Source organism: Streptomyces sp. TRM68416 (assembly GCF_014596915.1).
GTDB lineage: Bacteria > Actinomycetota > Actinomycetes > Streptomycetales > Streptomycetaceae > Streptomyces.
In genome coordinates this window covers 58,490-74,098 of record NZ_JACVWU010000032.1, presented here as the reverse complement: position 1 = coordinate 74,098, position 15,609 = coordinate 58,490, and the positions used below count along the sequence as shown (strand labels likewise).

Here is a 15,609-nt window from a genome sequence, read left to right as displayed (position 1 = left end):
CGCTAGCGCACATTCCCCGGCCCCGCCAAACCCGTCTTCGGGCCACATCCTCGTCCTCCGCATGGCCCCGACCTCTGCGAGGTGCACCTCTCGTGGCGGAAATACGCCCTCACATCACCGTCGCCCACCACGCCCAGTACGGCGTCGTGGCCGCGATGTCGCACGACAACCACGTCGCCGATCACATGCTGCGGCGGGTCGGCTTCGAGCGGCTGCCCGGTAGCCGCCTGTACGCCTTGACCGAGCCAGACCGTGACCTGACGCGGCGCGGACAGCAGGCCGTTCAGTCGTTGCGTGCCGCGCAGTACAGCGTCACCTCCGACGCCGTGTACGACCTCAAGGCCGCCACCCGACCTGACCCTGGCCAACATCCCCTCGACGTGCGGGCGACCCCAGGGGTCCTCGGCGCCGGGGAGGCGGTCTCCGCCTCCGCCCGCGGGCTCGACGCCGACATCCGGGCCGCCCGGATTGTCGTGCACGACCAGGTCCGCGATCCCGACGGCACGTTGCGTGCGGTCGCCACCGACGTCCGCACCGGCGACGGCGTACTGCTGCACGGCGAGGGCGATCTGCGCTACGTCGAGACGCGGCTGGACAGCACGGCCCTCGCGTTCGACGCGTTCTCCTACATTCGCGGCAACGGACGTCCCGATCCGACTCCCGCGACCTCGCAGCGCCGAGTCCAGGCCGCCACTGCCATCTCCCCGGCCCGCGCGAGCACTTCGGTGCCGCAGCGGCCCGACGTCACCGTCGCCTTCCGCCCGGCCCAGGCTCCCCGGCAGCCAGCCCGCGCCCGCTAGGCCATCCGAACCCGAAGGAATCCTTCAGCATGAAACTGCAACTCGAGCCCGACGTCGCCTTCGGTGTCCACCCGGAGTTCGGTGTGGTCGCCGCCGTGTCGGACGATCACCCGTTCCTCGACGAGGTACTGCGCAAGCACCACTTCCGCCACAACAGCACCCTCGATCTCTACACGCTGGCCGATGGCACCCCGCACAACACTGCGGTGCGCGCCGTGGCTCGTGCCAGCCGCGAGTTCCAGAACGTCGGCCTCTCGGTCGCCGCCGATCCGCGCATCATGCTGCCGCCGCCGATCCCGACGCCGGACGGGGTGCCCGCACGCCAGGCGCTGCCGGGGCAGTCGCTGACCGCCCTGACCGGGGAACTGCACGAGCTGCGCCGCTCGGCCGATGTCGCCGACGTCCTGGAGCAGATCCTCGACGAACACCACGGCGTTGTCGGGGACTTGGAGGAGTTCATCGACACGGCCGCCGCCTGGTGCGACCGGCTGGGCACCGCCAACGGCCGCGAGCTGGGCCAGCACCTGCGCACCATCGCCCACCACGTCGCGTTCCTCGGTGATCAGCTCGTCACCGCCCAGCTCGACCTGTCGGTCATGCCGGACGTGACCCCGAAAGACGCCCCGGCCCTGGCCGACGTACCGCTGCTGCCCCGGTACGAGCTTCCGTCGGTCACGCACACCGTCCGCGCCCGCGCCGCTCTCGCCTCCTCCCCGAACCGCCCGACCACACAGTCCGCTTCGCCGGACGACGCAGCCCGTGCACCTGCCGCCCGTCCAGCCCCCGTCGTACGCGCTGACCTTCCTCTCGATCCCACCAAGGAGTCCGGCTCATGGCCGTCAAGAAGATCTGGACCATCAACCACACCTGCGGAGACACCACGCAGGTCGATCTCTCCGACCGTCCGGCCGACCGTCGTGCCGGCTACGCCCGCTGGCTCGCCGAGCGCGACTGCACCGACTGCTGGCGTGCCGCCCAGGGCGAGGACGCCGAGTCCAAGACCGAGTGGCTGGCGAAGAAGCGTGCCGCCGAGCAGGCCGAGGCCGAGGAGTGGTCGACGCGGTATCGGATGCCTCTGCTGGAGGGCACCGACCGCGCCATCGCCTGGGGCACCCGCTGCCGCCATCAGCTCATGGCCGCCGCGTACACCGCCCTCGTCGCCGAAGGCACCACCAGCGAGGAGGAGTGGGCCGCCATCGAGGACGCCGCGCGCCCTCTGACGCGTGCCGGGTGGTGGATCGACCAACGCGACGCCGACCCCGCCGACCTGCCCAAGCTGCTAGCCGCCGCCACCGGGGGCGACCGGCCCACCGAGAACCCGCACTTCTGACCCGCCCGCGGAGGCCTCCATGTCCACCACGCCCGATGTCGTCATCGCCCGCGAGCCGACCGGCAACGTCATCGCCGAGGGCGGAGACGAGTTGGCTGCCACCCTCCTCAAGCGCGCGGGCTTCGTCATCGAGACCACCCCGCTCTCCTTCTGGTACCGCCTGCCCTGGGACATGGGCGAGAAGCGCGAGAACCAGATGGCCAGCCATGCAGCCCGGATGCTCACCGCAGTCGGCTACCAGGTCAAACTCGACCCCGGCCTGGACGTCACCCGGATCACCACGCCCACCGATCCCCTCGGCACGCGCGTCTACGGGCAGCAGATCCTCTCCCTGACCGACCAGCTCAATGGAGCCGAGACATACACGGGAGCGGCCGACCTCATAGAGCACGTCGTAGACCCGCACGACGGTGTCCTCGTCCGCCTTGGTGAGTTCTTCGAGGCCGCGGCCGTACAAGCCAACGTCGCCGACACCGATGACGGCTGGGACCTGTCCCACCTCTGCGAGGACGCCGCTGCCACGCTCACGTCTCTCGCCGAGGACGTGCGCGAAGCCGGCCAGCAGATGCAGAGGCTCGAACCTCCCCGGAAGCGGAGCTGGCAGGAAGGCGTCGCCAGCTACTACGCGACGGCCCCGAGCCCCCGCACCGGGGCCACACCCGCCGCCGAAGAACCCTCCGCCACACCACCCGCCACGCCCCGGCCGGGCCGGTCTCGCTGACCGTCCCCGCCTTTCCGTCCAACTCCCCTGCTCACCGCCACAGCCACCAGGAGCCCGCTCGTGATCGCCAGAGCCATTCGCCGCCCCGCCGCCACCCGTAGGTCCGCACCCCTCTGGATCCCGCCTTGCCATCTCCGCGTACCAGCACGCCCTCGACCACCACCGGCACCGACTTCCTGCTCTACCTCCTGATCGGCATCGCCGGTCTCGGCATGGCGGGAGGCTCGCTGGCCTGGCTGTTCGGCAACCTCACCAACGCCATGGCCGGCTCCGACCCGTGGGTTGCCTTCCGGCCGACCGACGCGCTCCTGCATCCCGAACTCGTCTGGCCGCATCTCGCCCGGCCCGCCGTCCTCACCGGCTGCTACGTGCTGCCCTCCGCCACGCTCACCGCAGCAGCCGTCCTCGGCGCCCGGCTGTGGCTGCGCGTTCGCCGCAACCCCAACGGGCTGGCTGATCGACTGGACCTGGCCGACCTGCTGCCCAAGAAGATCGCCGCGAAGGCCATCGACCTGCGGCCCAGCCTGAAGGGCACCAAGCCCAAGGCCGTCGTCCCGAACGACCGCGGCGTCCTGCTCGGCACGGTGAAGCCGGGTGCCACCGAGGTCCGCTCCTCCTGGGAGGACGTACTCCTCGCGATCATGGCGCCCCGCTCCGGGAAGACCTCGGGACTGGCGACCCCCGCGATCCTGCGCGCCCCCGGCGCGGTGTTGCTGACCTCCAACAAGGCGGCCCGCGACGCCTACACGGCGACGCTCGACGAGCGCTCCCGGGTGGGCACAATATGGACGCTGGACCCACAGCAGATCGCCCACGCCCCGCAGACCATGTGGTGGGACATCCTCGCCGACGCCCACGATCTCGCCGGAGCCCGGCGACTGGCTGGGCACTTCGTGACCGCCTCGGTGGACGAGTCCAACGCGGGCGACTTCTGGTCCACCGCCGCCGCCAACACCCTCACCGCGCTGTTCCTCGCCGCGGCGCGCGACCACCGGCCGATCACCGACGTGCTGGCCTGGCTCGCCTCCCCCGCCGACCGCACCCCCATCGACCTTCTCCAGGACGCTGGCCTCGACGGCGTCGCCGCCCAGCTCCAGGGCACCGTGGCCGGAGCCGTCGAGACCCGCGATGGCGTCTTCGAGACCGCACGGCAGTACGCCAGCTGTCTCCTCGACCCGGGCATCGCCGCCTGGGTCACCCCTCCCAGCGGCCGGGAGAAGGTACGGGAGTTCCAGCCGGAGGCGTTCGCGACCAGCAAGGACACCCTGTTCCTGCTGTCGAAGGACGGCGGCGGCTCCGCCTCGGCGATCATCGCCGCAGCCGCCGACGCGGTGATGCGCGCGGCCGTCATCCAGGCCGAGCGCGACGGCGGGCGCCTCGACGCCCCGTTGCTCGCGATCCTCGACGAGGCCGCCAACGTCTGCAAGATCTCCGACCTGCCGGACCTCTACTCCCACCTCGGGTCTCGGGGCGTCATCCCGATCACGATCCTGCAGTCCTACCGCCAGGGCGTACGGGGCTGGGGCGAGGCCGGCATGGACGCTCTGTGGTCCGCCGCGACGATCAAGCTCGTTGGCTCCGGTATCGACGACGCCGACTTCGCGGACAAGCTCTCCCGCCTCGTCGGCGACCACGACGTACGCACCGTCTCCGTGTCCACCAGCGAGTCGGGCAAGTCCACGTCGGTGTCGATGCGTCAGGAGCGCGTACTGCCGGTCGACGCGATCCGGGCCCTGCCCAAGGGCTCCGCCCTCCTGCTGGCCACCGGTGTACGCCCCGCCCTCCTCGACCTCAAGCCCTGGTACCGCGAGCCGGACGCCGACCGGCTTGGCGCCGCCTCCGCCCAGGCGACCGCGGCCATCACCGAGCGGGCCCTGGCCAAGCAGTTGCACCGCGACGACTTCGGCCCGGCCGCATGACCACCCCGGCCCGGCACGACACGGGTACGAGACGCACGCACGGGCGTTCCCCGTCCCCCGTCGCGTCCCCGAGCCGCTGCTCGACCACCCCCTTGTTCTTGAGGTGCTTCCGTGTCCCACCCCGTACCAACCTGGGCATCCGTCCGCCCGACCGAGCGGCTCGCCGGCACTCCCGCCGTACGCCGAGACGGTCGCTGGTGGCTGGTCACCCCGGCCGGCGCCATGCCCGCCTCGGACCCCGGCCTCACCGGCGAGCTGGACCGCTTCGCCGCCGACATGGCCGCTGCCGACCGCGCCGTCGCGAAGCTGCGCACCGAGCGCGCGGCCGTATGCGAGGACCAGCCGTGACTCCGCTCATGCAAGCCGAGCAGGCGGTGCTGGGCTCGGTCTTCCTTGATCCCGGCCAACTCGACCAGCTCTCGCCCTGGCTGCGGCCCGATCACTTCTACCGTCCGATACACGCGGCCCTCTACGCCGCGATGCTCAAGCTCCACGCCGACGGTCACCCGGCCACAGCGGCAGAGAGCGGAGAACCGATCCCGCTGTCCTGGGTGACGGACACGGTGCGGGAAGCCGGCACCCGGGCCCGTGGACTGAACGCGTCGTACGCCCATTCCTTGATCTCCGCATGTCCGCGCCCCACTCATGCGCCCGTCTACGGGCGGATGGTCCTGGAGGGCGCCGCCATCCACCGCAGCGTCACCCAGTGATTCCTTGGGTTCGCTGGTGGTCAGGCATCCGTTTCATCCGCTGGCAGGCCGGCGCCTGGTGGTGTTGTTCACCAAGCGACGGGCGGGGGCCACGGTGTTCGTCTGCGCCAGCGGCGTATCGCGGAGTGTGACGCTGCTCCGGGAGTGGACCGACCGCGCCGAGGAGCCGGCCGGGCACCGGCTCTCGGCCGAGGGGCTGAGTGCCGCGCGTGCTCTGATAGATGCGCTGGTCAGCCGTCGCGCCGGTACGGACGAAGGCGGATCCTGATGGCAAGGGACCAGTTCCGCATGGCTGTTGAGTTGCGGGCAGGGACGGAGCGTCATGGCCAGGGCGAGAGGGGCGTGTCCTGAGGCAGTGATGGCGGTGGCCAACATGGTCGAGTCCGTGCTGGGAGGCGGACGTGAAGGGCCAGGGGAAAATCCGCAGTTCCCATCTGGAGCGGCAGGCCGTTATATACCTGCGCCAGTCCACACTCGTGCAGGTCAGGGACAACACCGAGTCCACGCTGCGGCAGTAACCCGACCGCCACAAGGCGCGGATCGGCGTCCGCTGGCGCATCGGAGCCACCGACGAGATCAGCGTGATGCGGAACGACCTGCGCACCCCGGCCGCCATCGACCTGATCACCCGGCTCGGCCCCACCCACACCGACGAAGAACTCGTCGCCGAGCTCGCCGCCGCCGGCCTGACCACCGGCAAGAAGCGGCCCTTCGACATCAAGGCAGTGCGCCGGGCCCGGTACGCCTACCGCGTCCGGGCACCGCGCACCCTCCCCTTCCGCGAAGGCGAGATCGGCATCGACGACATGGCCCGGATCCTGGGAGTCAGCTACAGCGCCGCCTACTACTGGATCACCCACCACCGCCTCGACGCCCGCCAGGACCGCAGCGGACGCTGGTGCGTGACCTGGAACGACGAGGTCGAAGCCGACTGCTGGAAGAGACCGGCACCCGGGCCCTGGGTGGCGCGGTGTTCGGCCCCACCGCCGAGGGCGAGACAAGCTACGCCGACCGGCCGCTGCATCTGCTGCGGCCGGACATGCTGGTGCTGTGGGACACCTACGACACTGTCGGCAAACTTCCGTCAAGTAATCCACTGCGGGGCGTTCACCCGCGTACGACCCTCCGCGTACCGCGGCTTTCACAGCCGTTCGGCACGGCGCTCCCCGCGCAGCAGCCAGGCCAGATAGGCGCCACCCGCCACGCCGGTGGCCACGCCCACCGGCAGCAGGGCCGAGCCGGTGACGCGCTGCACGGCGAGGTCCGCGGCGGAGACCAGGAGGGCGCCGGTCCAGGCGGAGGGCAGGATGTTCGGCCCGGCCGCCCGGGTGATCCGGCGGGCGAGCTGGGGTGCGGCCATCGCCACGAACGGGATCGGACCGGCCGCCGCGACCGCCATCGCAGTGAGACTGGTCCCGGCACAGAGCAGCACCAACCGGGTCCGCTCCGGGGGTACACCGAGGGCGCCCGCCGTGTCGTCGCCCATCTCCAGCATGGTCAGGCGGCGTGCGTACACCAGGACCACCGGGACGAGCAGTACCAGGCCGAGGACGCCGATCCGGACGTCGCCCCAGTCGCGGGCGTTGAGGGAGCCGATCGTCCAGCTCGCGGCCTGTGCTGCCTTGCCGATGTCGGCACGGACGTAGAGGAATTCTGTCGCGGCGCCGAGCACGGCCGAGGCGCCGATGCCGACGAGGATGAGGCGGAAGCCGTGCACCCCGCGCTTCCACGCCAGGAGGTATACGGCGGCGGCGGTGGCGAAGCCGCCGCACACCGCGCCGACGGCCGTCTGGGTGTCGCCCGCGTCGAAGAAGATGATCACGACGAGCGCGCCCGCCGAGGCGCCGTTGCCGAAGCCGATGATGTCGGGGCTGCCGAGGGGGTTGCGGGTCAGTGACTGGAAGATCGCGCCTGCCGTGCCCATGCCGAAGCCGACGAGCACTGCCACGAGGGCGCGCGGCAGGCGCAGGTCGAGCACGATGAACTCGGCGCCGGGCGGACCGTTCCCGGCGAAGGTGCGCAGCACTTCCAGGGGCGACAGCCGGTAGGTGCCGGTGCCGACCGCCAGGACCATGGCACATGCGGCGAGCACGAGGAGGACCGCGCAGACGAACAGGCTTCGTACGTCGAGGCGGAAGGACCAGCGCCCGGCGCGTACGAGCGCCGCCCGGTCCTGGTGCACGAGGGTCACAGCTGGGCCACCTTCCGCTTCCGTACGAGATGGATGAACAGCAGCCCGCCGAGGAAGGCGGTGACGATGCCCACCTCGATCTCCGAGGGCGGGACGACGACGCGGCCGATCACGTCGGAGACGAGCAGGAGGACGGGGGCATAGAGGGCGCAGTAGGGCAGCAGCCAGCGCGGGTCGGGGCCGCAGAACGAGCGCGCCGCATGGGGGATCATCAGGCCGATGAAGCCGATGGGCCCGCACACGGCGGTGGCGCCGCCGCACAGCAGCGTGATGGCGACGACGGACAGCAGCCGGGTCCGCCGGATGTCGGTCCCCAGGGCCCGCGCGTGGTCCTCGCCGAGCGCGATCGCGCCGAGCGGGCGGGCCAGGGCGAGGGCGAGCAGGGCACCGGCGGCGAGCAGGGGCGCCACGGTGAGCAGCAGGGACGGATCGCGTTTGGCGAGGGTGCCGACCGACCAGTACCGCATCTCGTCGAGGGTGCTCAGGTCCCACAGTTGCAGGCCGTTGACGTAGCCGAACAGGGCGGCGTTGACGGCGGTTCCGGCGAGGGCGAGACGGACCGGGGTTGCGCGCCGGCCCCCGCCGAGGGCGTTGACGGCCGCGGCCGCCAAGGCCGCTCCGGCGAGCGCGAACCACAGGTAGCCGGTGAACGACGTGATGCCGAGGACGCCGATCGCGGTGACGACGGCCGCGGACGCACCCGCGTTCACGCCGAGGAGTCCGGGGTCCGCCAGGGGGTTGCGGGTCAGCGTCTGCATGACGCCGCCACCGAGGCCGAGTGCGGCGCCGACGGTGATGCCGACGAGGGTGCGCGGGAGGCGCAGCTCTCGCACGATCGCGTCGTTCTCGGTGCCCGAGGGCGCGAACAGTCCTGACCAGACCTGGTCGAGCGGGATCTGCTTGGTGCCGTTGGCCAGAGACAGGCAGGCGGCCGCGGTCAGGAGAGCCAGGCCGAGCAGTAGCCCCGTTACGCGCAGGGATGCCCGGGAGCGGGCAGGGCGACGGTCCTCGACGGCGAGGGGGGGATTTCCTCGCGACCGGGGGCGTATTCCCATGGACATGAACTTAGCTTAGGCTAACCTAACCTTAAGTGTTGACGATTTAGTCGACAGATCTTGCCATGCCTACTGCCCGCGATGCCTCGTGCTGACCCGCCATCAGTCACGACAAGGCACTGCCATCGACTACAAACAGGCCACGAGAAGAGGAGAGATGCCCGCCATCTCTGCACCAGCCCTGCGGGATCCCCGCCACGACGTCCGGCCCACTCGAATCACCGGACCGCGCGTCGCGCGCCTCGTGGCCCAGCTCGCCGAAGCCGACGACACACGACGAGCCGCGCTCACCGACGTCTTCTGGGCCGAGGCCGAGTCCCTCGGCACCCCGCTCGTCGAGGAACTGGAGGATGATCCCGGCCATCGGGCCGTCACCTTCCTGTGGCGGGGCCACCGGGCCACCCGTCAGGTGCTGCTGTGCGCCAACCGGATCGTCGACCGCGAGCATCTCGCCGGTTCCCTGCTGGAGCGGGTGCCCGGCACCGACGTCTGGCACCTGGGCCTGAGGCTGCGTGCCGACCATCGCGGGTCGTACCGCATGGCCGCCGACATCTCGCCCAAGGAGCCCCCGGCCCACCTGGGCGAACTCCAGCAACTGCTGCGGTCGCTGACCGTGCACGCGGCGCCGGATCCGCTCAACCCGCGCTCCCTGCCAACCCGTTGGAACCCCGTGTCGGCATCGGTGTTCACCCTCCCGCACGCCCCGGCACAGCCCTGGGCCGGGCGGCGTGGCACAGTGCCGGCCGGTCGGGTCAAGCGGCACCGGGTGCCCGCCGCGTCGCTCGGCGGTGAGCGGGACACCTGGGTCTATCTGCCGCCAGGCCATGACGCCCGCGGCGCGGAGCCGCTGCCCGTGCTGGTGTTGAGCGACGGTGACATGTGGTTCGGCCGGCTCGGGTTCGGCCACACGCTGGACGCACTGATCGCGGACAGGGCTCTGCCGCCGCTCGCGGTGCTGGCACCGGACGCGGTGGACCGGCACACCCGGTGGCGTGAACTCGGGGCGCGGGACGCGTTCGGGGAGTTCCTCGCGGACGAGCTGCTGCCGTGGGCGGCGGGACGCCTGCCGCTCGCCACGGACCCCCGGCGGACGGTGGTGGCCGGCCAGAGCCTGGGCGCGATCACCGCACTGTACGCCGGGTATGTGCGCCCCGAGCGGTTCGGCCATGTACTCGCCCAGTCGCCGTCGCTGTGGTGGCGACCGGGACTTCCGGCCCTTCGCGGGCCCAAACCCCCGGTCTTCGGCACCCCTTGGCTCGTCAGCCGGTTCACCGGGGTGGAACGCAGACCCGTCACCGTCCACCTCGACGTCGGACTGCACGAGGGCTCCATGGTCGACCACAGCCGCGCCCTGTACCAGGCGCTGTGCAAGAAGGGCTATCCGGTCACCTACGACGAGTTCAACGGCGGCCACGACTACGCCTGTTGGCACGGCGCGCTGGCCGACGGCCTGGTGCGCCTGTTCGGCACCTGAACACTTTCATCGCCTGAGAGCTTTCCCGGCTCGCACACACCCTCACTTTCAAGGAGCTGCACCCTTATGTTCCGTGCACGTGCCCCCCGCCGGGCAGTCCTGACCTCCGCCGCAGCCGTCGTCTCGGGAGCGCTGTTCCTGACCGGCTGCGGTGGTGACGACGGGAGCGGCAGCGCCGCCGAGGAGTCGAGCACGCGTCGGATCACCGACGCCACGGGCCGCGAGGTCGAGGTGCCGAGCGCCCCGCAGAAGGTTGTCACGCTCAGCGAGCCAACCCTGGACGCCGCCCTCGCCCTCGGGATCGAGACGGTCGGCGCCACCGCGGGCCGCGGCCAGACCGGCGTGTCCACCTACCTGGCCGACAAGGCGTCCACGGCGCAGGTCGTCGCCACCGTCGCGGAGGCGGACATGGAGAAGCTCGCGGCGCTCCAGCCCGATCTGATCCTGCTGGACGAGACGACCGCGGTGAAGAGCGAGGTCTCCAAGCTGGAGGCGATCGCCCCGACCGTGGTCACCGCCAAACTCAACGAGGACTGGAAGAAGGCGTTCACCGCGACGGCCGACGCGCTGAACAAGGAGACGGAGGCCGAGAAGATCCTCACGGACTTCGACGCGGACGTCGCCGCGACGAAGGAGAAGCTCGGGGACAACGCGGGCGCGGTCGTCAGCGTGATCCGCTGGCAGAACGGGGCGCCGTCGGTGGTCGGCAAGGGTGTCGGCCATGTCGGCTCCACCCTCTCCACGCTGGGTCTGGCCCGGCCCAAGGACCAGCAGGGCGCGAGCGCGGGGCACAGCGAGCCGGTGAGCCTGGAGAAGCTGTCCACCATCGACGGCGACTGGCTGTTCTTCGGCACCCTCGGCGACCGGGCGGACGGCGAGAGGGCGTACGCCGAGGCGCAGAAGGTGGCCAACTTCAACAAGCTGAAGGCGGAGAAGGACGGCCATGTCGTCGTCATCGAGGGCTCGGCCTGGAACAGCGCGGGCGGCCCGCTGGCCGCGCGGATCGTCCTGGACGACCTGACCAAGGCGCTCGCCCCGTGAGCGCGGACCTGGTGGGCCGGCTCGCCCTCGTGAGCGGCGCGGGCCGGGGCATCGGACAGGCCGTCGTCACCGCCCTCGTCGAGCAGGGCGCCCGAGTCCTCGCCACCGACATCGACCGGGACGGGGTGGAAGAAGTCGCCGCCAAGCACGGCGCCCCGATCACCGCCCGTCCGCTGGACGTGACCGACGCCGCCGCCGTGGAGGCCCTCGTCGACGAGGCGGAGGCCACGCTCGGCCCGCTGGATATCGCCGTCAACGTCGCCGGAGTCCTGCGCCCCGCCCACGTCGTGGACCTCACCGACGAGGACTGGGCGGCCACCTTCGCCGTCAACGCCTCCGGCGTCTTCCACGTCTCGCGCGCCGCCGCCCGCCGGATGGCCGAGCGCGGCCACGGCAGCATCGTCACCGTCGCCTCCAACGCGGCCGGAATCCCCCGTACGGGCATGGCCGCCTACGCCGCCTCCAAGGCAGCGGCCGTCATGTTCACCAAGTGCCTGGGCCTGGAGGTGGCGGCCAGCGGCGTCCGCTGCAACACGGTCTCCCCCGGCTCCACTCTCACAGACATGCAGCGCGCCCTGTGGACGGCCGACGACGAGCAGGCCGCGCCCCGGCGTGTCATCGAGGGCGACCCGGCCACGTACCGCACGGGCATCCCGCTCGGCCGGATCGCCGACCCCGCCGACATCGCCGACGCGGTCGTCTTCCTGGTCTCCGACCGGGCCCGGCACATCACCCTGCACGACCTGTACGTCGACGGCGGAGCCACCTTGGGCGCCTGACCACGCCGCTCCACGGCCGTAGCCCGCGCCCGATCCGGGCGCCCGGTCCGCCGACGCCCCCACGCCGCGCGCCCCGACCCACCCCCGTCGCGCCGCCCCACTGGAGACACCCATGTCCCTCTCACTGCACGAACCCACCACCACCGTCCCGCTGGTCTCCCCCGGCGCGGCCACGGCCCTCCTGGAGGCCTACCGCCCCGCCACGGACCGCTTCCTCGCCACGCCCCACCGCACCCTCCTGGGCCGCGGCACCACGACCGAAATACCTCACGGCAGCGGCCCGTTGAGCCACCGGGTGCGCGACACGCTTCAGACCCTGCGCCGCCCGGACGCCCCGGCCCCGGTCGTCGTCGGCTCGGTCCCCTTCGCCCCGGACGCACCGGCCGCCCTCACCGTCCCTGAGACGGTCCACTGGGCGCCCCCGCTGCGCGAGGACCCGCTCGTCGCCCTGCCCGTGCCGCACGAGGAGGGCAGGCCCGACTGGCGGGTGCGGGAGGTGCCCGCCCCCGAGCGGTACGGCGAGGCGGTCGCCGCAGCGGTCGCCCGGATGCGGGCCGGTGAGTTCGACAAGGTCGTCCTCGCCCGCACCCTGGAACTCACATCCCGGCGCGAGCCCGACCTCATGGCCATGCTGCGCCGACTGGCCCAGCGCGACCCGGCCGGCTACACCTTCGCCGTGCCCAGCGGCCCCGGCCGCACCCTGATCGGCGCCAGCCCCGAACTCCTCGTCTCCCGCCGAAACGGCCGCCTCACCGCCAACCCGCTGGCCGGTTCCATCCCGCGCAGTGACGACCTCGCCGAGGACGTCCGCCGCGCGGTCGCCCTCCTGGAGTCCCCCAAGGACCTGCACGAGCACGCCGTCGTCGTGGCCGCCGTACGCGAGGCCCTCGCCCCCTTCTGCCGCGACCTGGACGTGCCCGAGCGGCCCACCCTCGTGCGTACGGCGGCCATGTGGCACCTGTCGACGACGGTCACCGGCGAGCTCGCCGCCCCGGACACGACGGCACTGGAACTGGCGTCCGCGCTGCACCCCACCCCGGCGGTGTGCGGCACCCCGACCGATGTGGCCCGGACCGTGATCGCCGAGTCGGAGCCCTTCGACCGCGGCCCCTACACCGGCATGGTCGGCTGGCAGGACGCGGACGGGGACGGCGAGTGGGTCGTGACGATCCGCTGCGCCGAGGCCGAGGGGCGGTCCCTGCGGCTGTTCGCGGGCGCCGGGGTGGTGGCCGCGTCGACACCGGAGGCCGAGACGGCGGAAACGGCGGCCAAGTTCCGTACCTTCCTGCACGCAGTGGGAGCCTCGCTGTGAGCCTCACCCCCGGCATGGACGCCCCCACCTGGCCCGCCGACTTCGCGGACCGCTACCGCGCAGCCGGGTACTGGCGCGGCGAGACCTTCGGCGGTGTGCTGCGCGCGTGTGCCGCCGCCCACCCCGACCGGATCGCCCTCGTCGACCCGGCCCCGGAACGCCGTACCTGGACCTACCGGGAGCTGGACGAGCGGGCCGACCGGCTCGCCGCCGGATTCGCGGCGCGCGGGATCACCCGGGGCGACCGGGTCGTCGTACAACTCCCCAACATCGGCGAGTTCGTCGAGGTCGTCTTCGCGCTGTTCCGCGTCGGCGCGCTGCCTGTGTACGCGCTGCCGGCACACCGGGACTCCGAGATCGAGTACTTCTGCTCCTTCGCCGAGGCCGTCGCGTACGTCGTCCCGGACCGGCACGCCGGTTACGACCACCGCGACCTGGCGTCCCGGGTGAAGAAGCGGACGCCGGGGCTGAAGCACGTCTTCGTGGTCGGCGACCCGGGTGAGCACACGGCACTGACCGACGTGCCGTGCCAACCACGGCCGTTGACCGGACCGGCCGCCCACGAGCTGGCCTTCCTCCAGTTGTCGGGCGGCACGACAGGGGTGCCGAAACTGATCCCGCGCACCCATGACGACTACCTGTACTCGCTGCGGGGGTCGAACGACATCTGCCGGGTCGACGCCGACACCCGCTTCCTCGTCGCCCTCCCCGCCGCTCACAACTACCCGATGAGCTCGCCCGGTTGGCTCGGCGTGCTGTACGCCGGGGGCACATCGGTGCTGTGCCGCAAGCCCGACCCGGCGACGGCCTTCCCGCTGATCGAACGGGAGCGGATCACGATGACCGGCCTCGTGCCCCCACTGGCCCTGGTATGGACGGACGCGGCGGCGCAGACCCAACACGACCTCTCCAGCCTGGAGTTGGTCCTGGTCGGCGGCGCCAAGTACAGCGAGCAGGCCGCCCGCCGGCTGGAGCCCGCCCTCGGCTGCCGGCTGATGCAGGTCTTCGGCATGGCCGAGGGGCTGGTCAACTACACGCGGCTGGACGACGACGTCGAGACGATCGTCACCACGCAGGGCCTACCCATCTCCCCCGACGACGAGATCCGGATCGTCGACGACCACGGAAACGACGTCGCCGAGGGGGAGTTCGGGCATCTCCTCACCCGCGGCCCGTACACGATCCGCGGCTACTGGAAGGCGCCCGAGCACAACGCGCGCGCGTTCACCGAGGACGGCTTCTACCGCACCGGCGACATCGTGCGCCGCACGCCCACCGGCCATCTCGTGGTCGAGGGCCGGGCCAAGGACCAGATCAACCGGGGCGGCGAGAAGGTGGCGCCGGAGGAGGTCGAGAACATCATCCTCGGCCATCCGTCGGTGCACGACGTGTCCGTGGTCGCGGTGCCGGACGAATATCTGGGCGAGCGTTCCCTCGCCTACGTGATCCTCCGCGAGGGCGCCGAACCGCTGAAGTCCGTCGCCGTCAAACGGTTCGTACGGGAGCACGGCGTCGCCGCCTACAAGGTTCCCGATCTCGTCGAGTTCGTCGACGCCTTCCCCCAGACCGGCATCGGCAAGGTCAGCAAGAAGCAACTGCGGACGAACGCCTCCGCCGACCAGTCCTGAAAGGCCCCTGGCTCCATGGCACTTCCCGCCATCTCCTCCTACCCGCTCCCGGCAGCCGACGAGCTTCCCGCGAACCGGGTCGCGTGGACCGTCGCCCCGGCCCGCGCCGTGCTCCTCGTGCACGACCTGCAGCAGCACTTCCTGTCCGCTTTCCCGGCCGGCGAACAGCCTCTGGCCGGCCTGCTCCACAACGTCTCCCACCTGCTGAAGGAGGCCCGCCGCCTCGGTGTGCCGGTCGTCTACTCGGCGCAGCGCGGCGGCCAGACCCCCGAACAGCGCGGTCTTCAGCTCGACTTCTGGGGCCCGGGCGTCCAGGACGACCCCACCGCCCTCGCCGTGCCGGACGCCGTGGCCCCCGCGCCCGGGGACACGGTGCTCACCAAGTGGAAGTACAGCGCTTTCGTGCGCACCGGACTGCAGGAGCTGCTCGACGCCTCCGGCCGTGACCAGCTGGTCATCGTCGGCGTGTACGCGCACATCGGGGTGCTGATGACCGCCGCCGACGCCTGGCAGCGGGACGTCCAGGCGTTCGTGGTCGCCGACGCCGTCGCCGACTTCTCCTCCGAGGACCACGCCATGGCCCTGCGCTGGGCCGCGCGCCGCTGCGCGGTCGTGACCACCACCGACGCCCTGTTCCAGGAGGTCTGAG

At 71.8% G+C, this 15,609-nt stretch carries 16 protein-coding genes and 1 pseudogene; 14 read left to right on the top strand and 3 right to left on the bottom strand.

Annotation, left to right across the window (positions count from 1 at the left end; all coding sequences use genetic code 11):
• Positions 1 to 92 precede the first annotated feature (92 nt).
• The gene (locus ICC28_RS35755; protein ID WP_188292990.1) at positions 93 to 800 is read left to right on the top strand and encodes a hypothetical protein; all 708 of its coding nucleotides are present in this window, start codon (positions 93 to 95) and stop codon (positions 798 to 800) included.
• Here ICC28_RS35755 and ICC28_RS35750 read toward each other — a convergent pair.
• On the bottom strand, positions 797 to 1,480 hold the full coding sequence (locus ICC28_RS35750; RefSeq protein ID WP_188292989.1) for a hypothetical protein: 684 nt from the start codon (positions 1,478 to 1,480) through the stop codon (positions 797 to 799). The two genes, ICC28_RS35755 and ICC28_RS35750, sit on opposite strands and share 4 nt — an antisense overlap.
• A gap of 152 nt (positions 1,481 to 1,632) precedes the next feature.
• Between ICC28_RS35750 and ICC28_RS35745 the strand changes: the two genes are divergently transcribed.
• The 7 genes and pseudogenes from ICC28_RS35745 (at position 1,633) to ICC28_RS35715 (ending at position 6,670) form a co-directional block, all read left to right on the top strand.
• On the top strand, positions 1,633 to 2,130 hold the full coding sequence (locus ICC28_RS35745; protein ID WP_188292988.1) for a hypothetical protein: 498 nt from the start codon (positions 1,633 to 1,635) through the stop codon (positions 2,128 to 2,130).
• A gap of 19 nt (positions 2,131 to 2,149) precedes the next feature.
• Positions 2,150 to 2,851, top strand: coding sequence for a hypothetical protein (locus ICC28_RS35740; RefSeq protein WP_188292987.1), 702 nt, complete (start codon positions 2,150 to 2,152; stop codon positions 2,849 to 2,851).
• A 125-nt stretch (positions 2,852 to 2,976) separates the two neighbouring features.
• On the top strand, positions 2,977 to 4,770 hold the full coding sequence (locus tag ICC28_RS35735; RefSeq protein ID WP_188292986.1) for a type IV secretory system conjugative DNA transfer family protein: 1,794 nt from the start codon (positions 2,977 to 2,979) through the stop codon (positions 4,768 to 4,770).
• Positions 4,771 to 4,881: 111 nt separating this feature from the next.
• Entirely contained in the window at positions 4,882 to 5,118 is a 237-nt protein-coding gene (locus ICC28_RS35730; RefSeq protein WP_188292985.1) for a hypothetical protein, read from the top strand.
• A pseudogene (locus ICC28_RS35725) lies at positions 5,115 to 5,477 on the top strand (DnaB-like helicase N-terminal domain-containing protein); the annotation flags it as partial. The gene ICC28_RS35730 and the pseudogene ICC28_RS35725, both read left to right, overlap by 4 nt.
• A gap of 7 nt (positions 5,478 to 5,484) precedes the next feature.
• Positions 5,485 to 5,748 carry a DUF5372 family protein gene (locus ICC28_RS35720; protein ID WP_188292983.1) on the top strand — a complete coding sequence of 88 codons (264 nt, stop codon included), beginning with the start codon at positions 5,485 to 5,487 and terminating at the stop codon, positions 5,746 to 5,748.
• A 313-nt stretch (positions 5,749 to 6,061) separates the two neighbouring features.
• The gene (locus tag ICC28_RS35715) at positions 6,062 to 6,670 is read left to right on the top strand and encodes a hypothetical protein (RefSeq protein WP_188292982.1); all 609 of its coding nucleotides are present in this window, start codon (positions 6,062 to 6,064) and stop codon (positions 6,668 to 6,670) included.
• On the opposite strand, the gene ICC28_RS35710 is transcribed toward ICC28_RS35715, so the two are convergent.
• Positions 6,622 to 7,671, bottom strand: a complete 1,050-nt coding sequence (locus ICC28_RS35710) for a FecCD family ABC transporter permease (RefSeq protein ID WP_317454159.1) — start codon at positions 7,669 to 7,671, stop codon at positions 6,622 to 6,624. The two genes, ICC28_RS35715 and ICC28_RS35710, sit on opposite strands and share 49 nt — an antisense overlap.
• On the bottom strand, positions 7,668 to 8,726 hold the full coding sequence (locus ICC28_RS35705) for a FecCD family ABC transporter permease (RefSeq protein WP_411158640.1): 1,059 nt from the start codon (positions 8,724 to 8,726) through the stop codon (positions 7,668 to 7,670). Before ICC28_RS35705 ends, ICC28_RS35710 begins: the two co-directional genes overlap by 4 nt.
• A 157-nt stretch (positions 8,727 to 8,883) precedes the next feature.
• Between ICC28_RS35705 and fes the strand changes: the two genes are divergently transcribed.
• The 6 genes from fes to ICC28_RS35675 all read left to right on the top strand — a co-directional run bounded on the left by fes (position 8,884) and on the right by ICC28_RS35675 (position 15,608).
• A complete protein-coding gene (gene fes, locus ICC28_RS35700; RefSeq protein WP_188292980.1) occupies positions 8,884 to 10,200 on the top strand; it encodes an enterochelin esterase in 1,317 nt (438 codons plus the stop codon).
• A gap of 66 nt (positions 10,201 to 10,266) precedes the next feature.
• Positions 10,267 to 11,241: an ABC transporter substrate-binding protein gene (locus ICC28_RS35695; RefSeq protein ID WP_188292979.1), complete on the top strand. Its 975-nt coding sequence runs from the start codon at positions 10,267 to 10,269 to the stop codon at positions 11,239 to 11,241.
• On the top strand, positions 11,238 to 12,020 hold the full coding sequence (locus ICC28_RS35690) for a 2,3-dihydro-2,3-dihydroxybenzoate dehydrogenase (protein WP_188292978.1): 783 nt from the start codon (positions 11,238 to 11,240) through the stop codon (positions 12,018 to 12,020). The genes ICC28_RS35695 and ICC28_RS35690 overlap by 4 nt, the downstream gene beginning before the upstream one ends.
• 112 nt (positions 12,021 to 12,132) lie before the next feature.
• The gene (locus ICC28_RS35685; RefSeq protein WP_188292977.1) at positions 12,133 to 13,332 is read left to right on the top strand and encodes an isochorismate synthase; all 1,200 of its coding nucleotides are present in this window, start codon (positions 12,133 to 12,135) and stop codon (positions 13,330 to 13,332) included.
• Positions 13,333 to 13,346: 14 nt separating this feature from the next.
• Positions 13,347 to 14,960: a (2,3-dihydroxybenzoyl)adenylate synthase gene (locus ICC28_RS35680; RefSeq protein WP_188293016.1), complete on the top strand. Its 1,614-nt coding sequence runs from the start codon at positions 13,347 to 13,349 to the stop codon at positions 14,958 to 14,960.
• 15 nt (positions 14,961 to 14,975) lie between these two features.
• Positions 14,976 to 15,608, top strand: a complete 633-nt coding sequence (locus tag ICC28_RS35675; protein ID WP_188292976.1) for an isochorismatase family protein — start codon at positions 14,976 to 14,978, stop codon at positions 15,606 to 15,608.
• Position 15,609 lies beyond the last annotated feature (1 nt).